This is a genomic window from Flavobacterium araucananum, assembly GCF_002222055.1.
GTDB lineage: Bacteria > Bacteroidota > Bacteroidia > Flavobacteriales > Flavobacteriaceae > Flavobacterium > Flavobacterium araucananum.
The window spans coordinates 155,581-172,864 of record NZ_MUGS01000004.1 but is presented as its reverse complement, the minus strand read 5'-3'; the positions used below and the strand labels follow the sequence as shown (position 1 = coordinate 172,864).

13 protein-coding genes are annotated in these 17,284 nt (G+C 34.8%); 8 read left to right on the top strand and 5 right to left on the bottom strand.

The window, feature by feature from the left end; translation table 11 throughout:
- Positions 1–47: 47 nt before the first annotated feature.
- The 3 genes from B0A64_RS03265 to B0A64_RS03255 form a co-directional block, all read right to left on the bottom strand.
- Positions 48–875 carry an AraC family transcriptional regulator gene (locus tag B0A64_RS03265; RefSeq protein WP_089478114.1) on the bottom strand — a complete coding sequence of 276 codons (828 nt, stop codon included), beginning with the start codon at positions 873–875 and terminating at the stop codon, positions 48–50.
- Between the two features lie 117 nt (positions 876–992).
- The gene (locus B0A64_RS03260) at positions 993–2,102 is read right to left on the bottom strand and encodes an NAD(P)-dependent alcohol dehydrogenase (RefSeq protein ID WP_089478113.1); all 1,110 of its coding nucleotides are present in this window, start codon (positions 2,100–2,102) and stop codon (positions 993–995) included.
- A 59-nt stretch (positions 2,103–2,161) separates the two neighbouring features.
- Positions 2,162–2,743 (bottom strand): TetR/AcrR family transcriptional regulator, encoded by a 582-nt coding sequence (locus B0A64_RS03255; protein WP_089478112.1) that lies wholly within the window; start codon positions 2,741–2,743, stop codon positions 2,162–2,164.
- Between the two features lie 427 nt (positions 2,744–3,170).
- Between B0A64_RS03255 and B0A64_RS03250 the strand changes: the two genes are divergently transcribed.
- Both B0A64_RS03250 and B0A64_RS03245 read left to right on the top strand, forming a co-directional pair.
- Complete coding sequence (locus tag B0A64_RS03250) at positions 3,171–5,567, top strand: TonB-dependent receptor (RefSeq protein WP_089478111.1); 2,397 nt, start codon at positions 3,171–3,173, stop codon at positions 5,565–5,567.
- 31 nt (positions 5,568–5,598) lie between these two features.
- The gene (locus tag B0A64_RS03245; RefSeq protein WP_089478110.1) at positions 5,599–6,930 is read left to right on the top strand and encodes a hypothetical protein; all 1,332 of its coding nucleotides are present in this window, start codon (positions 5,599–5,601) and stop codon (positions 6,928–6,930) included.
- A gap of 111 nt (positions 6,931–7,041) precedes the next feature.
- Here the strand turns inward: B0A64_RS03245 and B0A64_RS03240 are convergent, their stop codons facing one another.
- On the bottom strand, positions 7,042–8,265 hold the full coding sequence (locus B0A64_RS03240; RefSeq protein ID WP_089478109.1) for a DUF4272 domain-containing protein: 1,224 nt from the start codon (positions 8,263–8,265) through the stop codon (positions 7,042–7,044).
- Between the two features lie 587 nt (positions 8,266–8,852).
- On the opposite strand from B0A64_RS03240, the gene B0A64_RS03235 reads away from it, so the two are divergent.
- The 6 genes from B0A64_RS03235 to B0A64_RS03210 all read left to right on the top strand — a co-directional run bounded on the left by B0A64_RS03235 (position 8,853) and on the right by B0A64_RS03210 (position 14,587).
- Positions 8,853–10,541, top strand: coding sequence for a glycoside hydrolase family 28 protein (locus B0A64_RS03235; RefSeq protein ID WP_089478108.1), 1,689 nt, complete (start codon positions 8,853–8,855; stop codon positions 10,539–10,541).
- A gap of 285 nt (positions 10,542–10,826) precedes the next feature.
- Entirely contained in the window at positions 10,827–12,506 is a 1,680-nt protein-coding gene (tssD, locus tag B0A64_RS03230) for a type VI secretion system tube protein TssD (RefSeq protein WP_123875870.1), read from the top strand.
- Positions 12,484–12,996, top strand: a complete 513-nt coding sequence (locus tag B0A64_RS03225; RefSeq protein ID WP_089478106.1) for a hypothetical protein — start codon at positions 12,484–12,486, stop codon at positions 12,994–12,996. Before tssD ends, B0A64_RS03225 begins: the two co-directional genes overlap by 23 nt.
- Positions 12,997–13,032: 36 nt before the next feature.
- A complete protein-coding gene (locus B0A64_RS03220) occupies positions 13,033–13,542 on the top strand; it encodes a hypothetical protein (protein ID WP_089478105.1) in 510 nt (169 codons plus the stop codon).
- Positions 13,543–13,580: 38 nt separating this feature from the next.
- The gene (locus tag B0A64_RS03215) at positions 13,581–14,114 is read left to right on the top strand and encodes a hypothetical protein (protein ID WP_089478104.1); all 534 of its coding nucleotides are present in this window, start codon (positions 13,581–13,583) and stop codon (positions 14,112–14,114) included.
- A gap of 38 nt (positions 14,115–14,152) precedes the next feature.
- Complete coding sequence (locus tag B0A64_RS03210; RefSeq protein WP_089478103.1) at positions 14,153–14,587, top strand: hypothetical protein; 435 nt, start codon at positions 14,153–14,155, stop codon at positions 14,585–14,587.
- A gap of 239 nt (positions 14,588–14,826) precedes the next feature.
- On the opposite strand, the gene B0A64_RS03205 is transcribed toward B0A64_RS03210, so the two are convergent.
- Complete coding sequence (locus tag B0A64_RS03205; protein ID WP_089478102.1) at positions 14,827–17,277, bottom strand: glycoside hydrolase family 3 N-terminal domain-containing protein; 2,451 nt, start codon at positions 17,275–17,277, stop codon at positions 14,827–14,829.
- Between the last annotated feature and the right edge of the window lie 7 nt (positions 17,278–17,284).

Here is a 17,284-nt window from a genome sequence, read left to right as displayed (position 1 = left end):
TTTTTTGTCTTTTAAATTGAAAGACAAAATTCTAAAATACCGTTAGGTTAGGATTGTATAAATGCGACAAAATCAGTTTTTACAGCATCTTTTCTGGCTTTACGCGCAAATGCGGCCGGAGTAGTTCCGGTATATCGTTTAAATTCTCTACTAAGATGAGATTGATCTGTATAACCTAATTCCTGTGCCAAAGCGGCAATATTACAATCCGGATTGTGCCACAATTGGTTGCGTACCTGCTCAAATCGTATCAATCCTGAAACATCTTTTACACTATAACCGGACGATTGCTTAAAGTTTCTTTCTAATGTACGAACTGTAGCATGAGCCGCTGCTGCTACCTGACTTACCGGCATTGCACCATTGGCTTGTCGCATTGCAACTCCTGCTTTGAACAACAAACTATTGGGAGCGATTTTTGATCTGGCGTTTGCAAAATACTCTTTTACCGTATCAATTGCTTCTTCTGTTTTTTTAGCCAGGATCAACTCCTTCAATTTAGGATGCAGTTGTGCTACAGGATGCTCAAAAATCTGCACCCCATCTTTACCGGAAGGCAATCCTAACAAGTCAAAAACAGTCCAGGGAAAACATCTTACAGCAATAATTTCTATCGCTTTTTCTGCGTGCAAAACAACAGGCTGATTCAATAATCCCATTATAAAAGGTGAAGGCAAATGCTGTAAATTTCCGTTGTGAGAAATGCTGAGATTACTGCCAAAATAAAAAATAATTTCGGCATAACCATCTGGTACAACCTCAAAACTCGATTGTTGAACTCCGTATTCTATTCTATCATACCAAAAGCATTTAATGGCATCCTGTAATGCTTCGGGTGAGTCAAATTCCTGATGGTGTGTTTTGAAAGAAAGCATAGTTAGAGATAAAAGTATTCAAGGAACCGTAAGTAAATTATCTGATTCAAAATTAAGGAATTATTTTTTGAATCAGATAATTAAGAAAACTGAAAGTCATTTCTCTTTAAAAACTCCTTATTTAGGCATTCTTAAAACGGCTTTAAGGGTAATTCCTTTTTCAGAATCTTCGATTGCCTGATTGATCTGATCAAACTCATAAAACCTGATTAATTTATCAAAAGGAAACAGTCCTTTTTTGTAAAGATTGATTAATTGCGGAATAAAAATATCGGGGACACTATCGCCCTCAACCACATACTGAATAGAACGCCCCATTGTAAAAATGGCATTATCAACCTCCATCGTTGGTGTAGGTGGTACGGCAACAACAACACATTTTCCCATAAATCGTAACGATCCTACAACCTGATTAATAACCTCACTTCTTCCGGTGGTATCTAAGGCATAATGTACTCCGCCGGGATGAATTTTAGTATTTATTTCTTCAGAGACTACTACATTTTTACTATTAATGGCATGAGTTGCGCCTAATTCTTTTGCCAATTCCAATCGGTTATCATGTACATCTACAGCAATAATAGTAGTACAACCTGCCGCTTTTGCTGCCATAATTCCAGCTAAACCTACAGGACCAACACCAGAAATCACAATACTTTCTCCAGCCTGGGGATTTAATACATTTAGTACACTTCCTGCTCCGGTTTGCAAACCACAACCTAGTGGTCCTAATATCTCCAGAGGAACATCGTTTTGAACTTTGACTACATTGTTTTCGGCAACAAGAGAATAAGTGGCAAAAGAAGATTGTCCAAAAAAGAAACCACTTACCTCCTGCCCGCTATGATCGTGATAAGGACAAGAACCATCTGCTCGTTTTCCGCTTCCTAAATTCAACGGAAAAAAATCGATACAATAAGAGGGATGTCCTGACTTGCAATAACTGCATTTTCCGCAACTTGCAGGAGCCAGAATAACATGATCGCCTATTTTGACTTTAGTCACACTACTACCTATTTTTTCTACGGTTCCGGCGCCTTCATGCCCTAAAATGGCAGGGATGTTAAACGGAATCTGCTCATCTCTAATCGCCAGATCTGTATGGCATAATCCCGTGGCAACAATTTTTACCAAAATTTCTTCCGGATGCAATTCTGTATTTAGTTCGATGGTCTGCAAACTAAATGGTCCTTTGGTATGTGATAAAACGGCAGCTTCTATTTTCATGATATAAAATTTTAAAGTATTAATTGAATATTTATTCGGTTAAAAAATATTTTTTTTTATTAAGAACTGATTCCCTTCCACATCATCCTGAAACCTCCCTCGATGGCTTCTCTCTTTAGGGGAATCAGTTTTTGAACCATGCCATGGGTAGTTGATTGAATTGCTCCATTAATAAAGTTAATGAGGGTAAAAGAAGGCAAACCAACCAAAATTCCTTCTTTTTGTCCTTTCTCAATTAAATTATATAAGGGTTTATGCTGAAATTCAAAATCACGCAATTGTTTTTCAAGATTAAGTTGTACGTAATTTGACTGAATGTACTGATCGATAAAGATGGTCTCATTATAATGTTTTAGCCTGTATTTAAGAGTATTAAAGTAAATGCTGCGAAGTGATATTTTGATGGGTGTTGTACTATCAAAACCTTCATACATTTTTTGTGTGAGAACATGTTCTACCCTAAAATAAGCTTCCTGAATGAGTTCCTCTTTCGTTTTAAAGTAAGTATACAAACTTCCTAGTCCTATACCGGCTTCCTTACTAATTCTGGCAGTCGTAATTCCGGCTAATCCGTAGGTTCCGGCTATTGTAAACACAGCCTGAATAATTGCATTTTCTTTTATTGGATCTAGTGGTCTCATAGCGTAAAGTTAACCGAATAATTTTTCAGCTAAAAACAATTTAAGAATAATTTAACCCGTTGGATGTAATTAACTAAAACATAGCTTTTGGATCATTTAAAAAAGGCTTTTCACTTGTTTAAAATGCACATAGCCTGGCTATGTAAAAGAAATGTATTTCTTTTTGCATTCCTTTTAGCTAAAAAAATCTATGTTTCTATGTGTTAAATATATATTTTTTGACTCAAGCGAAGCGAACAGGCGAAGTAATTATACCCAACGGTTAATTTATAATAAAAACGCAGCAAACATTTTAGGTCACATTATTTTTCTGTCTTTTTCGACATTAGAATTTGTAATGCAATTCTAATGATCTTTTAATCTCTTTATTTAGATTAAATATAAACTATAACATAAGTTTGCGCTCCTATTGATAAGTAAATTAATTATGAGGTTTTTATTATTTGTTCTTTTGTTTGCTGCTTTCCCAGCGTGGTCCCAAAACGGAAACCTTACTGGAAAAGTAACCTTTGAAAGTTCTGAATCTGCTTTTGGAGCAACTGTATTGGTTTTAGGAACGCAAAAGTTTGCCGTAGTCAGCAATGATGGCAAATTTGAAATTAAAGGATTGCCCTACGGAAAATATACTTTAGAAATTTCTTCGATAGAAGCCAAAACAAAAACGATCAACATTCATATCAATCGTCCTGCACATGACATACATATTGCAGTAGAAAAAGCAAATGATCCTAAAATTTTAAAAGAAGTTGTTGTTAGAAAAACAACTGTAAAAAAAGAGATAATGGAGAAGGGTTTCTCTGTAAATGTCATAGAAACTCAGGAAGCGGCAAAGCGCAATATTCAGACAAATGATTTACTGGGACAATCTGCGGGGGTTCGAATCAGGCAAAACGGAGGATTAGGTTCCAGCGTAAATTACAATCTGAACGGCATGTCGGGTAATGCGATCCGGATATTTATTGACGGAATCCCTATCTCGACTTATGGTTCATCCTTTAATCTAAACAGTATTCCGCCCGCATTAATAGAGCGAATCGAAGTTTACAAAGGTGTAATTCCCGCACATTTGGCAGATGATGCTTTGGGCGGAGCGATTAATGTAATTTTGAAAAAAGGGGCCAAAAATACGCTTACTGCTTCTGTTTCTTATGGTTCGTTTAATACTGTTCAGTCTAATTTTAATACCACTTATCGCGATAAATCAGGTTTTACCTTAAAAGGCTCCGGTTTCTACAACTACTCTGACAATGATTATGAAGTTTGGGGAAAGTTTGTCTATAACATTTTACCTAACGGACGTTATGATTATGTACGTGCAAAACGATTTAATGATGCTTACAGATCGTATGGCGGGCGTGTCGAAGCGGGATTTACAGAGGTAAGCTGGGCAGATACTTTTTTAATAGGTTTTAATGTCTCTGATGATTTTAACGAAATCCAGCACGGTCAGTCCATGACAAAACCCTATAAAGGCAGATTTACAGAAGCTGATGCACAGGTTATTAGTGTAAACTATGCCAAAAAAGATTTTATAGTAAAAGGACTTGAGTTTACGGTAAATTCTGTTTTTAGTCAAAGAAGCGAAATCGTAAACGACACCGTTCGATGGAACTATAACTGGTTTGGCAAAAAAGCTTTAGGTCTTTACGGAGATCCTATTTTATCGCCAACCGGAGCACAGCAAGGAGCCAGAACGATCCTGCATCTTGACAGCAAAATTTTTAGTACCAGAGGAGGTTTAAACTATACCCTAAACGAAAACCACAAATTTGTTTTTGGAAGTATGTTATACACTTTTGGCCGAAACCAATTTGATGAATTATCTCCACTCGAAAGCAGCTTTTTGCCTACCCGAAACCTGTATAAAAATGTATTATCACTGGCATACGAACTTCAGGCGTTTGATTCTCGTTTAAGAACAAATATTTTTGTTAAGCGTTATGAACAACGAACAGAACAGCGAGATCCAAATATTGTTACTGAAAACGGACAAAATAAATATGTAGAGGTAGTATCTAAAAACACCACTTCTTTTTTTGGCTACGGATTTGCAACTTCTTATTTTGTAGTTCCAAAAGTAATGGTTTCCCTATCTGCAGAAAAAGCGATCAGGCTACCGTCTGAAAATGAAATTTTTGGTAATCCCGGAGAAAACCTTACCAGCAATACTTCCTTAAAACCGGAGCAAAGTGATAACCTGAATGTAGGATTGCGCTTTGGTCCTTATAAAATAAACGAGCACAAAGTTACCATTGGCGGTTCGGGATTCTGGCGCAATTCCCAAAACAAAATCGTTCGCCAGTTCAGCACGCGCTTAAATGAAGCATTGCAAACCTCTCCTGCGGTAAATTTAGGAAAAGCCCAATCTATAGGGTTCGAAGCTTCATTAGAATATTCGTATAACAACCGGTTATTTGTTGGGATGAACATGTCGAAGTTTAATTCCCTGTTCAAAGACAAATATGATATAAACGGTAATGTTCTAACGTATTACAACCAGCAATTGCCCAACGAACCTTACTTTACTATAAACGGAAACGTGCAGTATAATTTTAAAAATGTAGTGCAGCAAAATTCAGAATTAAACCTGTATTACAACTTTGGTTATGTAGGCGAATTTTATACTACATGGCTTGAAATCGATAAAACAACCTCTCAGTTTCCGCATGATTTAGGATTGAGTTATACGTTTCCAAACAAGAAGTTCATTGTAAGCTTTGATGCCAAAAATATAACCGACGAGCAGGTTTACGACAACTTTGCAGTTCAAAAACCCGGAAGAGCATTTTATGTGAAGCTCAATTATATACTCAACAAATTTTAGGACTTATTAATAATTTTTTAATGCAATAGATATGAAAAAAAGTACATTTAAATTACTTGCCTGCGGATTGGTTTTAACCACATTGGCAATCACAACAGGTTGCAGCAGTAACGACGATAAAAATACAGATCCTGTTAATCCGGTTACTGAAGGACGGTGGATTACAGTAGCAGGCGCTTTAATGCAAACAGATCCCGGAGACGGAAACGGAGGTACAAAAGTGTATGCTGTAAGCAAAGCAGATGCTAAAAACCCTGAATTTTCTATAGATGTTTATGAAAAAGGTGCACCGGTACAATCCAGCAGAACAGCACGTTTGCAATCATCTGTAGACGGAAATACTCTTTTTAACATTACTTATACAGGAGCCAATGGTGGCGAATTTATGACGTATAAAGTAAACGGAGCAGCAAATTTTGTACAATCAGGAACGACTGTAAGCATTGCAAATTATGCAGGAGTTTCGCCAAGATGGGTTAAACTTTTTGATGGTGATAAAACAGGTGTAGCTGTAAATGTTACCACTCCGGTAATTGTACAGGACGAGAACAAGGCATACAAATATACCAGAGGCAGCGCAACTGTATTGGCAGTAGATTTGCAAAACATTCTTATTTCCGGTTTCAAACAATATGAAATTCCGTTAAGTGCCGAAGAAGAAATTAAAGGGCATCATATCTTCCGTTTGGATGCTCCAACCTTAAACAAAGCAGGAAACAAATTAATAATTGGTACCTGGATGCGTAAAACGGATCCCCTTACCGGAAAAAACGAAGCTACATTTGATCGTTTAGGTTCTAAATCTATAGTGGTAGATTATCCGTCTATGCAAAACCCGCAAGTGATTACTTCGACAGTTGGTTTTGGTGATACCAGCGGATACCGAAGTTTTAACAGTTTTGTTGCTACAGATGGCAATATTTACCAAGCCACACAAAGAGATACTAAAAATGGTTCGTATATCTTAAAAATCAACCAAAGCAATCAATATGACAATACTTATTCTTTTAGTTTAGATACTGCTCTTGGGGTAAAGGGATCTTATATCGATGCCTGGAGATATGCCGGAAACGGAATTGCTTATGCGGTTTATACACACGATGGGGCGAGCGGACAAGGTTTTGTTGCCAGAATTGATCTTAACGCAAAAACGGCTAAAAAAGTAGAAGGTATTGCTTACGACGCTGCACTAGATTTTGGTCAGTACCAGGGTTTTGTTGTTGACGGAAACGAATTGTACATCGCCGTAACACCAGTGGGTAAAGATGGAAATATTTACATCATCGACATCCCAACCGGAGCTGTAACCAAAGGAGCAAAATTGCTTAACAAACCAGGAAACCACTACATTGGGGTATTCTAAAAATAGACAACAACACAAATGTTGTTGGTAACAATTGCTATTACTTGGATTTTTTTTTAATTAGAACATTCCGCTTCCTTTTTAAGGAGCGGAATGTTTGCTTTCAGGCTCCTAGGTATCGCAAGTTACATAATCCCAATCCTGCTCCATATAATTTACAAGCCAGTTTAGGGCATATTGTCTTTCGTATACAATTCCAGGATTAATTTCTTTGATTTGTCTGCCATTAATTCGTTCATCTACACAAGCCCAATTGTACCTGTAGTACAAATCATTGGCATCCAAAATTTCTGTTTTAGATCGTATCGAATCTACAGCATCAATAAAAATATTCGGATCTTTATCCTGACCTACCGGATAATCATCAGGATCGATGTTTTCTAAATCGCAAAACTCATCCGGAAAATCCAGTGTATCAATTTTATTCAAAGCCCACATCAAAACCCAAATTCCTTCGCATTTCCAACTTTCATTGGCTTTTTTATCATCTGTTGGGTTAGCCAGAAATTCTTTTTCATTTTCTGTCGTAAAATCCCAAAGACCATACTCCTGCAAATACTCCGTTGCTTCCTCTGGAGAAATAGTATTAAAAGCCACTAAATTTACGACTGCCAAAACACTTACTCTTTGTGCAATCTCTTTTGGTGTTCTTAAAGTCGTTTCGCTTTCAGACTCTACGCAAGGCAGGTTTCTGTTGATTTTGATGTTTTGAACCTCAAGAATTTTTTCGCTGTTTTCTTTTCTCTGCATTTGATCTTCTTCTAATTCGTTCTGATCCCCATCAAAATAAATCGAGTTGATTTTGACATCCAGCGTATCAATTTCACAATTGCCCTCAGTGTCAATAATAAGATCTAAATTATGATCTAAAAAGTGTTGCCCTTTCGATTTGCTAATCACAGTATTAGGCTGAACAAATAAAATCGCATCAAGCTCTGTCGCTATATTTTTTACTATCGTTTTCAACTCTTTTACCTCTCCTTTTTCCTGAACAATGGTAAACTCAGAATTTAAGGTTTGTATCTTATGCAAAAACAAATCTTTTACATTCTCATTTACAGTCGGTAATTTACTTACAAAGCCATAAAGTCCTTTTAGATTTGCGGTCAGCGGCGAATCATCAATTTCCGGAATTTGATAAGACGGTTCAAATCGTTCGCGATACGAAATTTGTATTCTTTTAGAAGGACTCAAAAGGCTTCCTTTAATTTCTAAATCAAGGATATCAAATCCGTCCGCATTACTTACTGAAATAGTATCATTCTCGAAATTGGAAGTGATTATTTCTTTAATATCATCAAAACCAGATTGATGTGAATAAATAGTACAAATCATTTTTATTATTTCTGTTTGTCGTTAAATATTTAAGGCTTATAAGGTCTGTTTGTTTTGCTAATATATATTTATTTTACTACAAATTCCAAATTTCACTGCTCATAATTTTATTAAAATAGTGACAATAAAACAATATTTTATACAAATTATGTAGATTTTAATATCTTTTATTGTAAGATAATTCATTATAATTGATATTCTTTTTGGAGCATTATTTTTTTTAAAATCTAACCAAATCCAGCGCTGTCACAAATAGCTTTCACCAAAACATTTTGTATTACTTTAAAATTTCGTTTAGAATAAATCGTAAAGTGTTACAATAAGCCATCCTTTAGATTCCTGCCATTCTTCAATCAAAATTCCGAAAGAGACTTTTTTAACGAATCACGTTTATTTTGTAGTAAAGGCTAAACTTCATACTAGTTTTTAAAAATTTTTGCATAGATTTGTGTAATCGATTACATTTAAGTTTGTTTATTTATCCAGGTTATTTTTTTCTGAATTGATAAAAATCAACCATTAATAAATTGATTAAGCAAATAAAGCCGCTCTGTTAAGGCTTAAAATTTAACCATAATTCAATACCAATGAAAACTAACCCAATTAACCTTTTACGTATTGCTTTGACGATCATGATTCTAAGTGGTACACAAAGCAGCATTGCCCAAAATTCGAAGTCGTACGATACTTATAAAGACATTGAGTTTAAAATGGCAAAAGTCAAAGAACCTGTGATTCCTAAAAACAGCGTAAACATAAAAGATTTTGGAGCGGTAAATGGCGGTTATGTTCTCAATACAAAAGCATTTGCCAATGCAATAGAGGCTGTTTCTAAAAAAGGCGGTGGAAAAGTTATTATCCCACCCGGAATCTGGTTAACGGGTCCAATTATCTTAAAAAGCAATCTTGAACTGCATGCAGAAACGGGAGCATTGATCAAATTTTCGCCTGATAAAAGTTTGTATCCTATTATCGAAACCAGTTTTGAGGGATTAAATACCTGGCGTTGCCTCTCTCCTGTTTATGGTAAAAACCTTGAAAACATTGCTTTTACCGGAAATGGTGTTTGGGATGGATCAGGAGACAGCTGGAGACAGGTCAAAAAAGACAAACTTACAGACAGCCAATGGAAAACAATTGTAGCTTCCGGCGGTGTCTTAAACGACAAGAAAACGACCTGGTATCCATCTGAAAATTTTATGAATGCGTCCAAAGGTGCAGATCAAAATGTACGTCTGGATCTAAAAACCAAAGAAGACTTTGAAGCAATCCATGATTTTTTACGCCCCGTTATGGTCAGCATTCAAAACAGTAAAAGGGTATTATTTGACGGGCCCGTATTTCAAAATTCACCAGCCTGGAATATTCATCCCTTAATGGTCGAAGATTTAATTGTGCGCAATGTTACCGTTCGCAACCCTTGGTATTCTCAAAACGGAGACGGACTTGATGTAGAATCCTGCAAAAACGTGATTGTAGAAAACTCCAGTTTTGATGTAGGCGATGATGCCATTTGCATTAAATCAGGAAAAGATAAAGACGGTCGTGATCGTGGTGTTGCCTGCGAAAATATCATTGTAAAAAATAACATTGTATACCACGGACACGGCGGTGTAACGGTAGGAAGTGAAATGTCAGGAGGCGTAAAAAACCTGCACGTATCAAATTGTACATTTATGGGCACCGATGTGGGATTGCGTTTCAAGAGTACACGAGGACGCGGAGGAATTGTTGAGAACATCTACATTACAGACATTTTTATGACCGATATTCCGTCGCAGGCAATCTCTTTTGATTTGTATTATGGAGGAAAATCGATTGCCGAAACATTGGCTGATGGCGGAAATAAAGTCAGCACCAAAATAGTTCCTGTAAATGAAGAAACCCCTCAGTTTAAAAATATTTCTATAAAAAACATTACGATTAGAGGCGCTCAACAAGCCGTATTTCTACAAGGTTTACCAGAAATGAATCTCGAAAACATCGAAATTTCTAATCTGACTGCAACTGCCAAAAAAGGTTTCTCGATCATTGATGCAAACGGAGTCAAAATTAGCAATGCCAAACTTGACATCGACGAAGCTACAGTATTCGAGATTTACAATTCTAAAAATATGTCACTTAAAAATATAGAGTTCAATTCGACCTCTTCTAAGGCTATTACTATAAACGGAGAAGCTTGCCGGAATATCGAATTTACTTCATCTGCCAATTCAAATTTTGCAACTAAAGCTACTATAGGAGAAACAGTTCATAAAGGTGCAGTGCAATTTTAAACAGAAATTAAATACTATAAAAAAGGCCTGAATCAATTGTTTTATTGATTCAGGCCTTTTTGTTTTAAGTATGCTTTAGAATTACTTCTATTTCCCTCTTCACTATTTTTTGCCTTTTATCAAACCCTGTTGCGGTTTCATTTTTATCCTTTCAGCACTAAAATATGTCTTTATTTTTACTCTTTAAACCTGTCTTATTCTGATAGTTTAATGTCTTATAGTTCCTTTTTCCAGATATTCTTCGGTCTACATTTATTGGATTGTGATTTTCTAAAAAATAGAATTATGACGTCTGCTACATTATTTATGTTTGGAGAACAATGGGATTTATTATGGATCAATACCAATTATTTCAGGCATATAGCCTGGGATGGCTCTCCCACGAGCGAAATTATGGGTGGTTTGCTTAATTTTGGTTTTGTAACGCAGGAAAGAGACGAGGTTTTCCTGCACAATACCACCAAAGCCATTCAACATGAAACCGACCGAATGGAAAAAGGAGAAATTCATTTTTATAGCAACGGAGACAAAGATCTCCCAATTCGCAAATACAAGTTTAGCGATGCTTACATCATACATATTTGTGTAACATTCGAAGCTTACGGACCACATAATATGCAAACTGCCATAACACTTTCGCCAGCGATTCAAAATTATGGCAATGGCGATGATTTCATAAAATATTGGCAGGTATCCAGAGTCGAGGCCCAACCGGTTTATTATACTCCTGAGCCGGAGAAAAAAGCGACCCGGGTAAAAACAATCGAACTTAAAACCGCTTTAGATTTAGGTTCTGCCAATGATAATACAGGAGAAACTCAGCAAGGAATGTTGTATGGCAAAACATACGAATTTAAAGTCGTAGCTTTTACCCAGGAAACTCCAACCGATAAAACGGTAATAAAATGGAGCTACAAATACCATAGTTTGTCTGAGAATAAATGGATCGAAAGACATCTATCTGTAACAGGTGATACGCTCAAGTTTACCCTGAACGAAAAAGACATGTGCGGACGTTTTATCTATATTCGTGCTTATATAAAAGATCCCGAAAATGAAGGGGAACTAAAAGTTTGGAAACACAACAGGTTTAGATGGTTTGACAGGATGAAAGTTAATGAACAAATAAACAATCGTGTCAATGATCCCTGGAAAATAAATCAAGGAAATACTTCACTTTGTGGTATGGCGGCGTTATACTATGCGATGATAAAACGAGATGCAATGGCGTATGAAAAACTGGCAAAAGAATTGTTTAGAACCGGAGAATATGCAATAGGCAGTTATATACTTAAACCCCATGAAAAAGCTTTGAGTATGTATGATGTTAAGACAAGTTATGATAACTATATTGCATTAAAAATGGCAGAAATTGACTGGATCGTACTTGCAACAACCCGAAGTAAAGAAAGCCTGAACAGTAAATTTGTCTATAATGGCTTCGAAAATGATGATCTGGACATGCTAAAAACTGTAAACTGGCCAGCAATGCTTACCAGAATGTGCAAAGAAGTTGCCGGATTTACTTTTGCTGAATCTTTTGATTTAGGTTTACTTCAAATTGCAAATAAAAAGGGAGTGTCCGGAAAATTTCAGGATGCTGTTGGAGATACAGATATTTTAAACCTAAAAATCATTGATCGAAAATACAAACAAGGACATACGATTTTAATGATGATCGACAGCAGTATGATTGAGGATAAAGAAAGTTATAACCCAAAGGATCTGACAACAAACGTACATTGGGTTGTTTACGAAGGAGGTTTGAGTTTTATTGATGTCGGAGAAAGTAAATTTGTTCATTTTTATATTTATACATGGGGACTTGATTTTACTAATGATTATAAACCTGAATCTGGAAATAAAAAAGAAGTTAATCTTAAATTTAAATTTCTATATAAACCATGTAACATAGACGTAAAATCATTTAAATCAAATTATTATGGCTACATTGAAATCCAATAAGTACTTTATGTTTTTTCTTTTTTTAGCATCTTCTTGTAATACATATATAGAAGACGAACAAATTTACCAATTAATTAATATAGAAAATTGGAAAGCAAAAGGAAGTGTTAAAGTTAAACTATATCATTATGAAAAAGATACTAATTTTAAAAAAATAATTGCTGTAGATTCTCTTTTTGAGGTTACTAATGATTCAAAATATCATTATTTAACAATAATTCCGGAATTTTTAAATGATAAGCCGATTAATGATGACATGATACTTTTATTAAATGACAGTCTTGAATATCGATTTACCAAGGTATCTTTTCTACGAGATACTCTTAAACTTGCGAACCCGACTGGTTTTCTTGGACGCAAAATTATTGTTAGATATAACTTAAAAGCAACAGTAAATGAAAAAGAAATTAATTATAAAGATACTTTGAAATCAGAACGTCAATCCTCCTATATATCATTAGATGCATCACTAGGAAAAAGAATTAAATAGATACAAATAACTGCGAATCATTTAAAAGCAATTATTATGGATATATTGAAATTTACTAGCATATGTTTTTTTGTTTTTATACTCACGAGTTGTCATGAAAATAAATATAAAAAAAGCGATAAATCATTTCAGGGAATTTATCTTAGAGAATGGAATTCATTAATATGTCCTAAAAAAATAGTATTTGAGAAGTATATAAAAAACTCCAATTTTAAAAAAATGATCGAAAGTGATTCTAATTTTGATATTAAAGGTTGCGAAAGAACCGAATCTAAATTTAATCAAAGAATACTAAAGCCAAATGTTTCTTATACCGGACAAATAAATTATGATATAAAATTGATAATCGATGATAGTCTTGTCTATAAAATAACTGACATAAAAGATGGGATAGATACAGTTTTAGGACATTCAGGACCACGCAAATGGATTATAATGAATAATATAAAATCACTTGTTATTAATGGACATAAATTGGATAATAAAAAAGCTGCGCTTAATATAGATATCCCAACAAAATTAGGAAAAGTTATAAAGAAAAAGTAAAAGATGTATTTCTATTGAATCATTTAAAAGTAATTATTATGGGTACATTGAGGTATATTAGTTTAATTGGAATTATTTGCTTTTTTACAAGTTGTTATGGAGACGAATATAAAAAATACGAAGATTCCTTTTTTTCAATTAATCTTCGAGAATGGAATTCAGTAGTATGTCCTAAAAAGATTGTCTACGAAAAATATGAAAAAAACTCCAATTTTAAAAAATTGATTAATAGTAATTCTGATTTTGACACAAATATTAACTGTTTGCCAAAATATGATAAATTGAATAAAAAAATACCAACTTCACCTTACAATGACCAAATGACATTAACTCCATATATTTCTTATATAGGACAAATAAATTATGATATAAAGTTAACCATTAATGACAGTCTTGAATATAAAATAACAGACATTCAAGACGAGATAGATACAATTGCCGATAGAGGTAGAAAAAAATGGATAATAATGAATAACATAAAATCATTTGTTGTTAACGGTCATCAATTAGATAATAAAAATGCGCCATTAAGCATTGAAATTCCAACAAAATTAGGAAAAGTTATAAAGTAAAAGATGTATTTCTATTGAATCATTTTAAAGCAATTATCATGTATACATCAAATTTAAAAAATAAAATTATATTTCTTTTTATTCTTATTTTAATGGGATGCAAGAGAGAATATACTTGTAAAGAGTATGTTTTATCGTATAACTATACTTCGCTTCAAATAGAAAGAATAAATGAAAATGAAATTAAAAATCTGCAATTTTTTGTAAAACGCAATGATAGTATAATTAATAAAGGTCATTTAGAAGTCATTCAAAAACTTTCTAAAAATAGAACATTAGTTAAATTTAAATTTTTTAAAGTAGATACAATCTATAAAACGGATACTATATATTTAAATTTGAAAAATGCATCACATTACATAACTGGAACAGAAGAAGTTTGTGTCGAAACAACTGTAGGAACACCTTTTATAAGAATATATAAAATTGATGGTGTTGAATTTACAGAAGGAGAAGGTTTCTTGAAAAATTGATACATAATTTAAAAGTATGAATAAATCAGAATAATTAAATAAAACTTGATATCGTAAAAATGAAGAAAATCATATTATTTTTTCTAGTAACAATTGGTTTTTTCGTTTTTCGTTTTCTATATATTAAAGTAGAAGATTTAAAAAAGGGTAGCCGGTTAGCAAAATCAGGATAAGACAAAAAAAGCCTTTAAAAACAAATGTTTCAAAGGCTTTTTTACTAACAATAATTAACTAACATGCTACGGTTTAAGCTCTGTAAACTTTGAATCTAATTCGAAAGATTTCTTCACTTTTTCTACTGTAATTTCTTTTGTTACTTTAAAATCAGCTGTTTTTTTAATATCTGATGAAGAAGCTCCAACCAAAACCTGATACGTTCCGGCCTCGGCAATCCAAGCGCTTTTACTTTCTAAAAACGAAGCCAGATCTTTAGGCGATAAAGTCAGTTTTAGAGTTTCACTTTCGCCGGGTTTAAGTTCTTTTGTTTTTCCAAAAGCTTTCAATTCTTCTTTAGGCTTATCGATAGATTTTGATGGAGCCGACAGATAGACCTGCACGACTTCTTTTCCGGCAACTTTGCCGGTATTTTTTACTGTCACAGAAACTGTCAATGTGGTATTAAAAGTGGGTGCGCTTAGTTTTACATCCGTAAAATCAAAAGTCGTATACGAACTTCCAAAACCAAATTCGTAAGATGGTTTTACATTAAAAGTATTGTAATAACGGTATCCAACATAAACACCTTCCTGATACGTTACCTCTTTTGGATTATCCGCAGGAATTCCGGGAAAGTTTTTTGCCGATGGTGTATCAGAATATTTCACAGGGAACGTCATCGTCAATTTTCCTGATGGATTTATTTTTCCTGAAACCACATCCGCCACAGAATGACCGCCTTCTTGACCTGGCTGCCATGCCAGTAAAATAGCATCTACTTTGTCTTTCCATGAAGCTGTTTCGATAACACCGCCAATATTTAAAATTACAACTACCTTTTTTCCTTTTTCATGAAAAGCTTTCGAGATTTTATCCAGCATTTCAATCTCTTCTGTTGCTACATTAAAATCATTATCAACCACTCTGTCTCCGCCTTCTCCGGAATTTCTTCCTAAGGTCACGAAAGCAATTTCAGAACTTGCTGCTTTTTTAGCAATAAAAGCATCATCCATTTTCATTTCAGGAAGTCTTTCCGGCAAAGCCAAAATTCCTCTTGCTCTTCTTCTTTCTTTTTCGGCTACAACTTCTTTTTCGGCGTGGGGTTTATACAAATCGACCAGTTCTTTGTCTAATTTATAACCTGCCGCAGTTAATCCTTCTAAAAGAGAAACGGTGTGTTTGTTGTTTACACTTCCGCTCCCTGTACCACCTGTAATCCAGGCATACGAAGTAACACCAAATAAGGAAACCTCTTTTTGTTTGTTGTCAAAAGGCAAGGTATTTTTATCATTTTTAAGCAAAACCATTCCTTCGGCAGCAGCATTTCTTGTTACTTCGGCATTTTTGGTTAAGTCCGGTTTATTGCTGTATTTATATTTTGTAAAAGTTGGTGTACGAAAAATATATTCTAAAATTCTTTTCGCATTTTTATTCGCTACTTCCTGAGATAATTTACCCGAGTCTAAAGCCTCAATCAATGCTTTTTTCTGAACCGGAATTCCCGGCATCAAAAGATCGTTTCCGGCAATCATTTGTTTTACAACGTCAGAGTTTGAACCGTCTCTTATCGATTCAAAACCCGGAAAACCTCCAAACCAGTCCGTCATTACGATCCCTTTAAAACCCCATTCATTTCTTAAAACCTCCGTCAGCAAATCTTTTCTGGCAGAAGTATATTCGCCATTTAGTTTGTTGTACGAAGACATTATCGTCCATGGTTGTGCTTCTTTTACCGTGATTTCGAAACCTTTCAGATATATTTCTCTGATCGCTCTTTCAGAAACGTGTGCATTAATGGTCAAACGGTTGGTTTCTTCATTATTAACTGCAAAGTGTTTGATCGAAGTTCCTACGCCCTGCGACTGAATTCCGTTGACAATCGCTGCTGCTGTTTTTCCTGAAATCAATGGATCTTCAGAGTAGTATTCGAAGTTTCTTCCATTGAGCGGATTTCTATGAATATTTAAAGCGGGAGCCAACAAAACGTCTACACCATATTCTTTTACTTCATTACCCATTGCTTTTCCCACCTCTTCTAAAAGTGCTTTATTCCAGGTCGAAGCCAAGGCTGTTCCTACCGGAAAAGCGGTTGCATAATAAGTTTTCGAATCATTTTCTCTCGTTGGGGCAATTCTTAAGCCCGCTGGACCATCTGCAACAACAGTTGCGGGGATTCCAAATCGCTCAAAAGCAGCGGTTCCTCCTGCTGCTCCGGGAACCAAACCTTGCTTAGAATCTCCTACAGGACCTGTAAGAACTTCAATTCCGGGCATTCCCGTACCAATCAGCAATTCGGCCTTTTCGGTATTGGTCATTTGTTTGATGATGGCATCAATCCTCTGATCGACAGAAAGACGGGTATCTTCCCAGGGATCTAATTTCCCGTTTTTGTTTAAATCAAAAAATTTAAATCCTTTTACGGTAAGAACCGGTGGATTTGTTTCATCAGCAGGAACTGTATTCCATGATAAATTAGAGAGTACCAATGCGGTCAAAAGCGATACTCTTGCTGTTTTTATAATTTTGTTTTTCATATATAGA

Bases quoted from the DNA above. Each gene is read 5' to 3' on its own strand.
- B0A64_RS03265 (WP_089478114.1), bottom strand. From the start codon at position 875: ATGCTTTCTTTCAAAACACACCATCAGGAATTTGACTCACCCGAAGCA.
- B0A64_RS03260 (WP_089478113.1), bottom strand. From the start codon at position 2,102: ATGAAAATAGAAGCTGCCGTTTTATCACATACCAAAGGACCATTTAGT.
- B0A64_RS03255 (WP_089478112.1), bottom strand. From the start codon at position 2,743: ATGAGACCACTAGATCCAATAAAAGAAAATGCAATTATTCAGGCTGTG.
- B0A64_RS03250 (WP_089478111.1), top strand. From the start codon at position 3,171: ATGAGGTTTTTATTATTTGTTCTTTTGTTTGCTGCTTTCCCAGCGTGG.
- B0A64_RS03245 (WP_089478110.1), top strand. From the start codon at position 5,599: ATGAAAAAAAGTACATTTAAATTACTTGCCTGCGGATTGGTTTTAACC.
- B0A64_RS03240 (WP_089478109.1), bottom strand. From the start codon at position 8,265: ATGATTTGTACTATTTATTCACATCAATCTGGTTTTGATGATATTAAA.
- B0A64_RS03235 (WP_089478108.1), top strand. From the start codon at position 8,853: ATGAAAACTAACCCAATTAACCTTTTACGTATTGCTTTGACGATCATG.
- tssD (WP_123875870.1), top strand. From the start codon at position 10,827: ATGACGTCTGCTACATTATTTATGTTTGGAGAACAATGGGATTTATTA.
- B0A64_RS03225 (WP_089478106.1), top strand. From the start codon at position 12,484: ATGGCTACATTGAAATCCAATAAGTACTTTATGTTTTTTCTTTTTTTA.
- B0A64_RS03220 (WP_089478105.1), top strand. From the start codon at position 13,033: ATGGATATATTGAAATTTACTAGCATATGTTTTTTTGTTTTTATACTC.
- B0A64_RS03215 (WP_089478104.1), top strand. From the start codon at position 13,581: ATGGGTACATTGAGGTATATTAGTTTAATTGGAATTATTTGCTTTTTT.
- B0A64_RS03210 (WP_089478103.1), top strand. From the start codon at position 14,153: ATGTATACATCAAATTTAAAAAATAAAATTATATTTCTTTTTATTCTT.
- B0A64_RS03205 (WP_089478102.1), bottom strand. From the start codon at position 17,277: ATGAAAAACAAAATTATAAAAACAGCAAGAGTATCGCTTTTGACCGCA.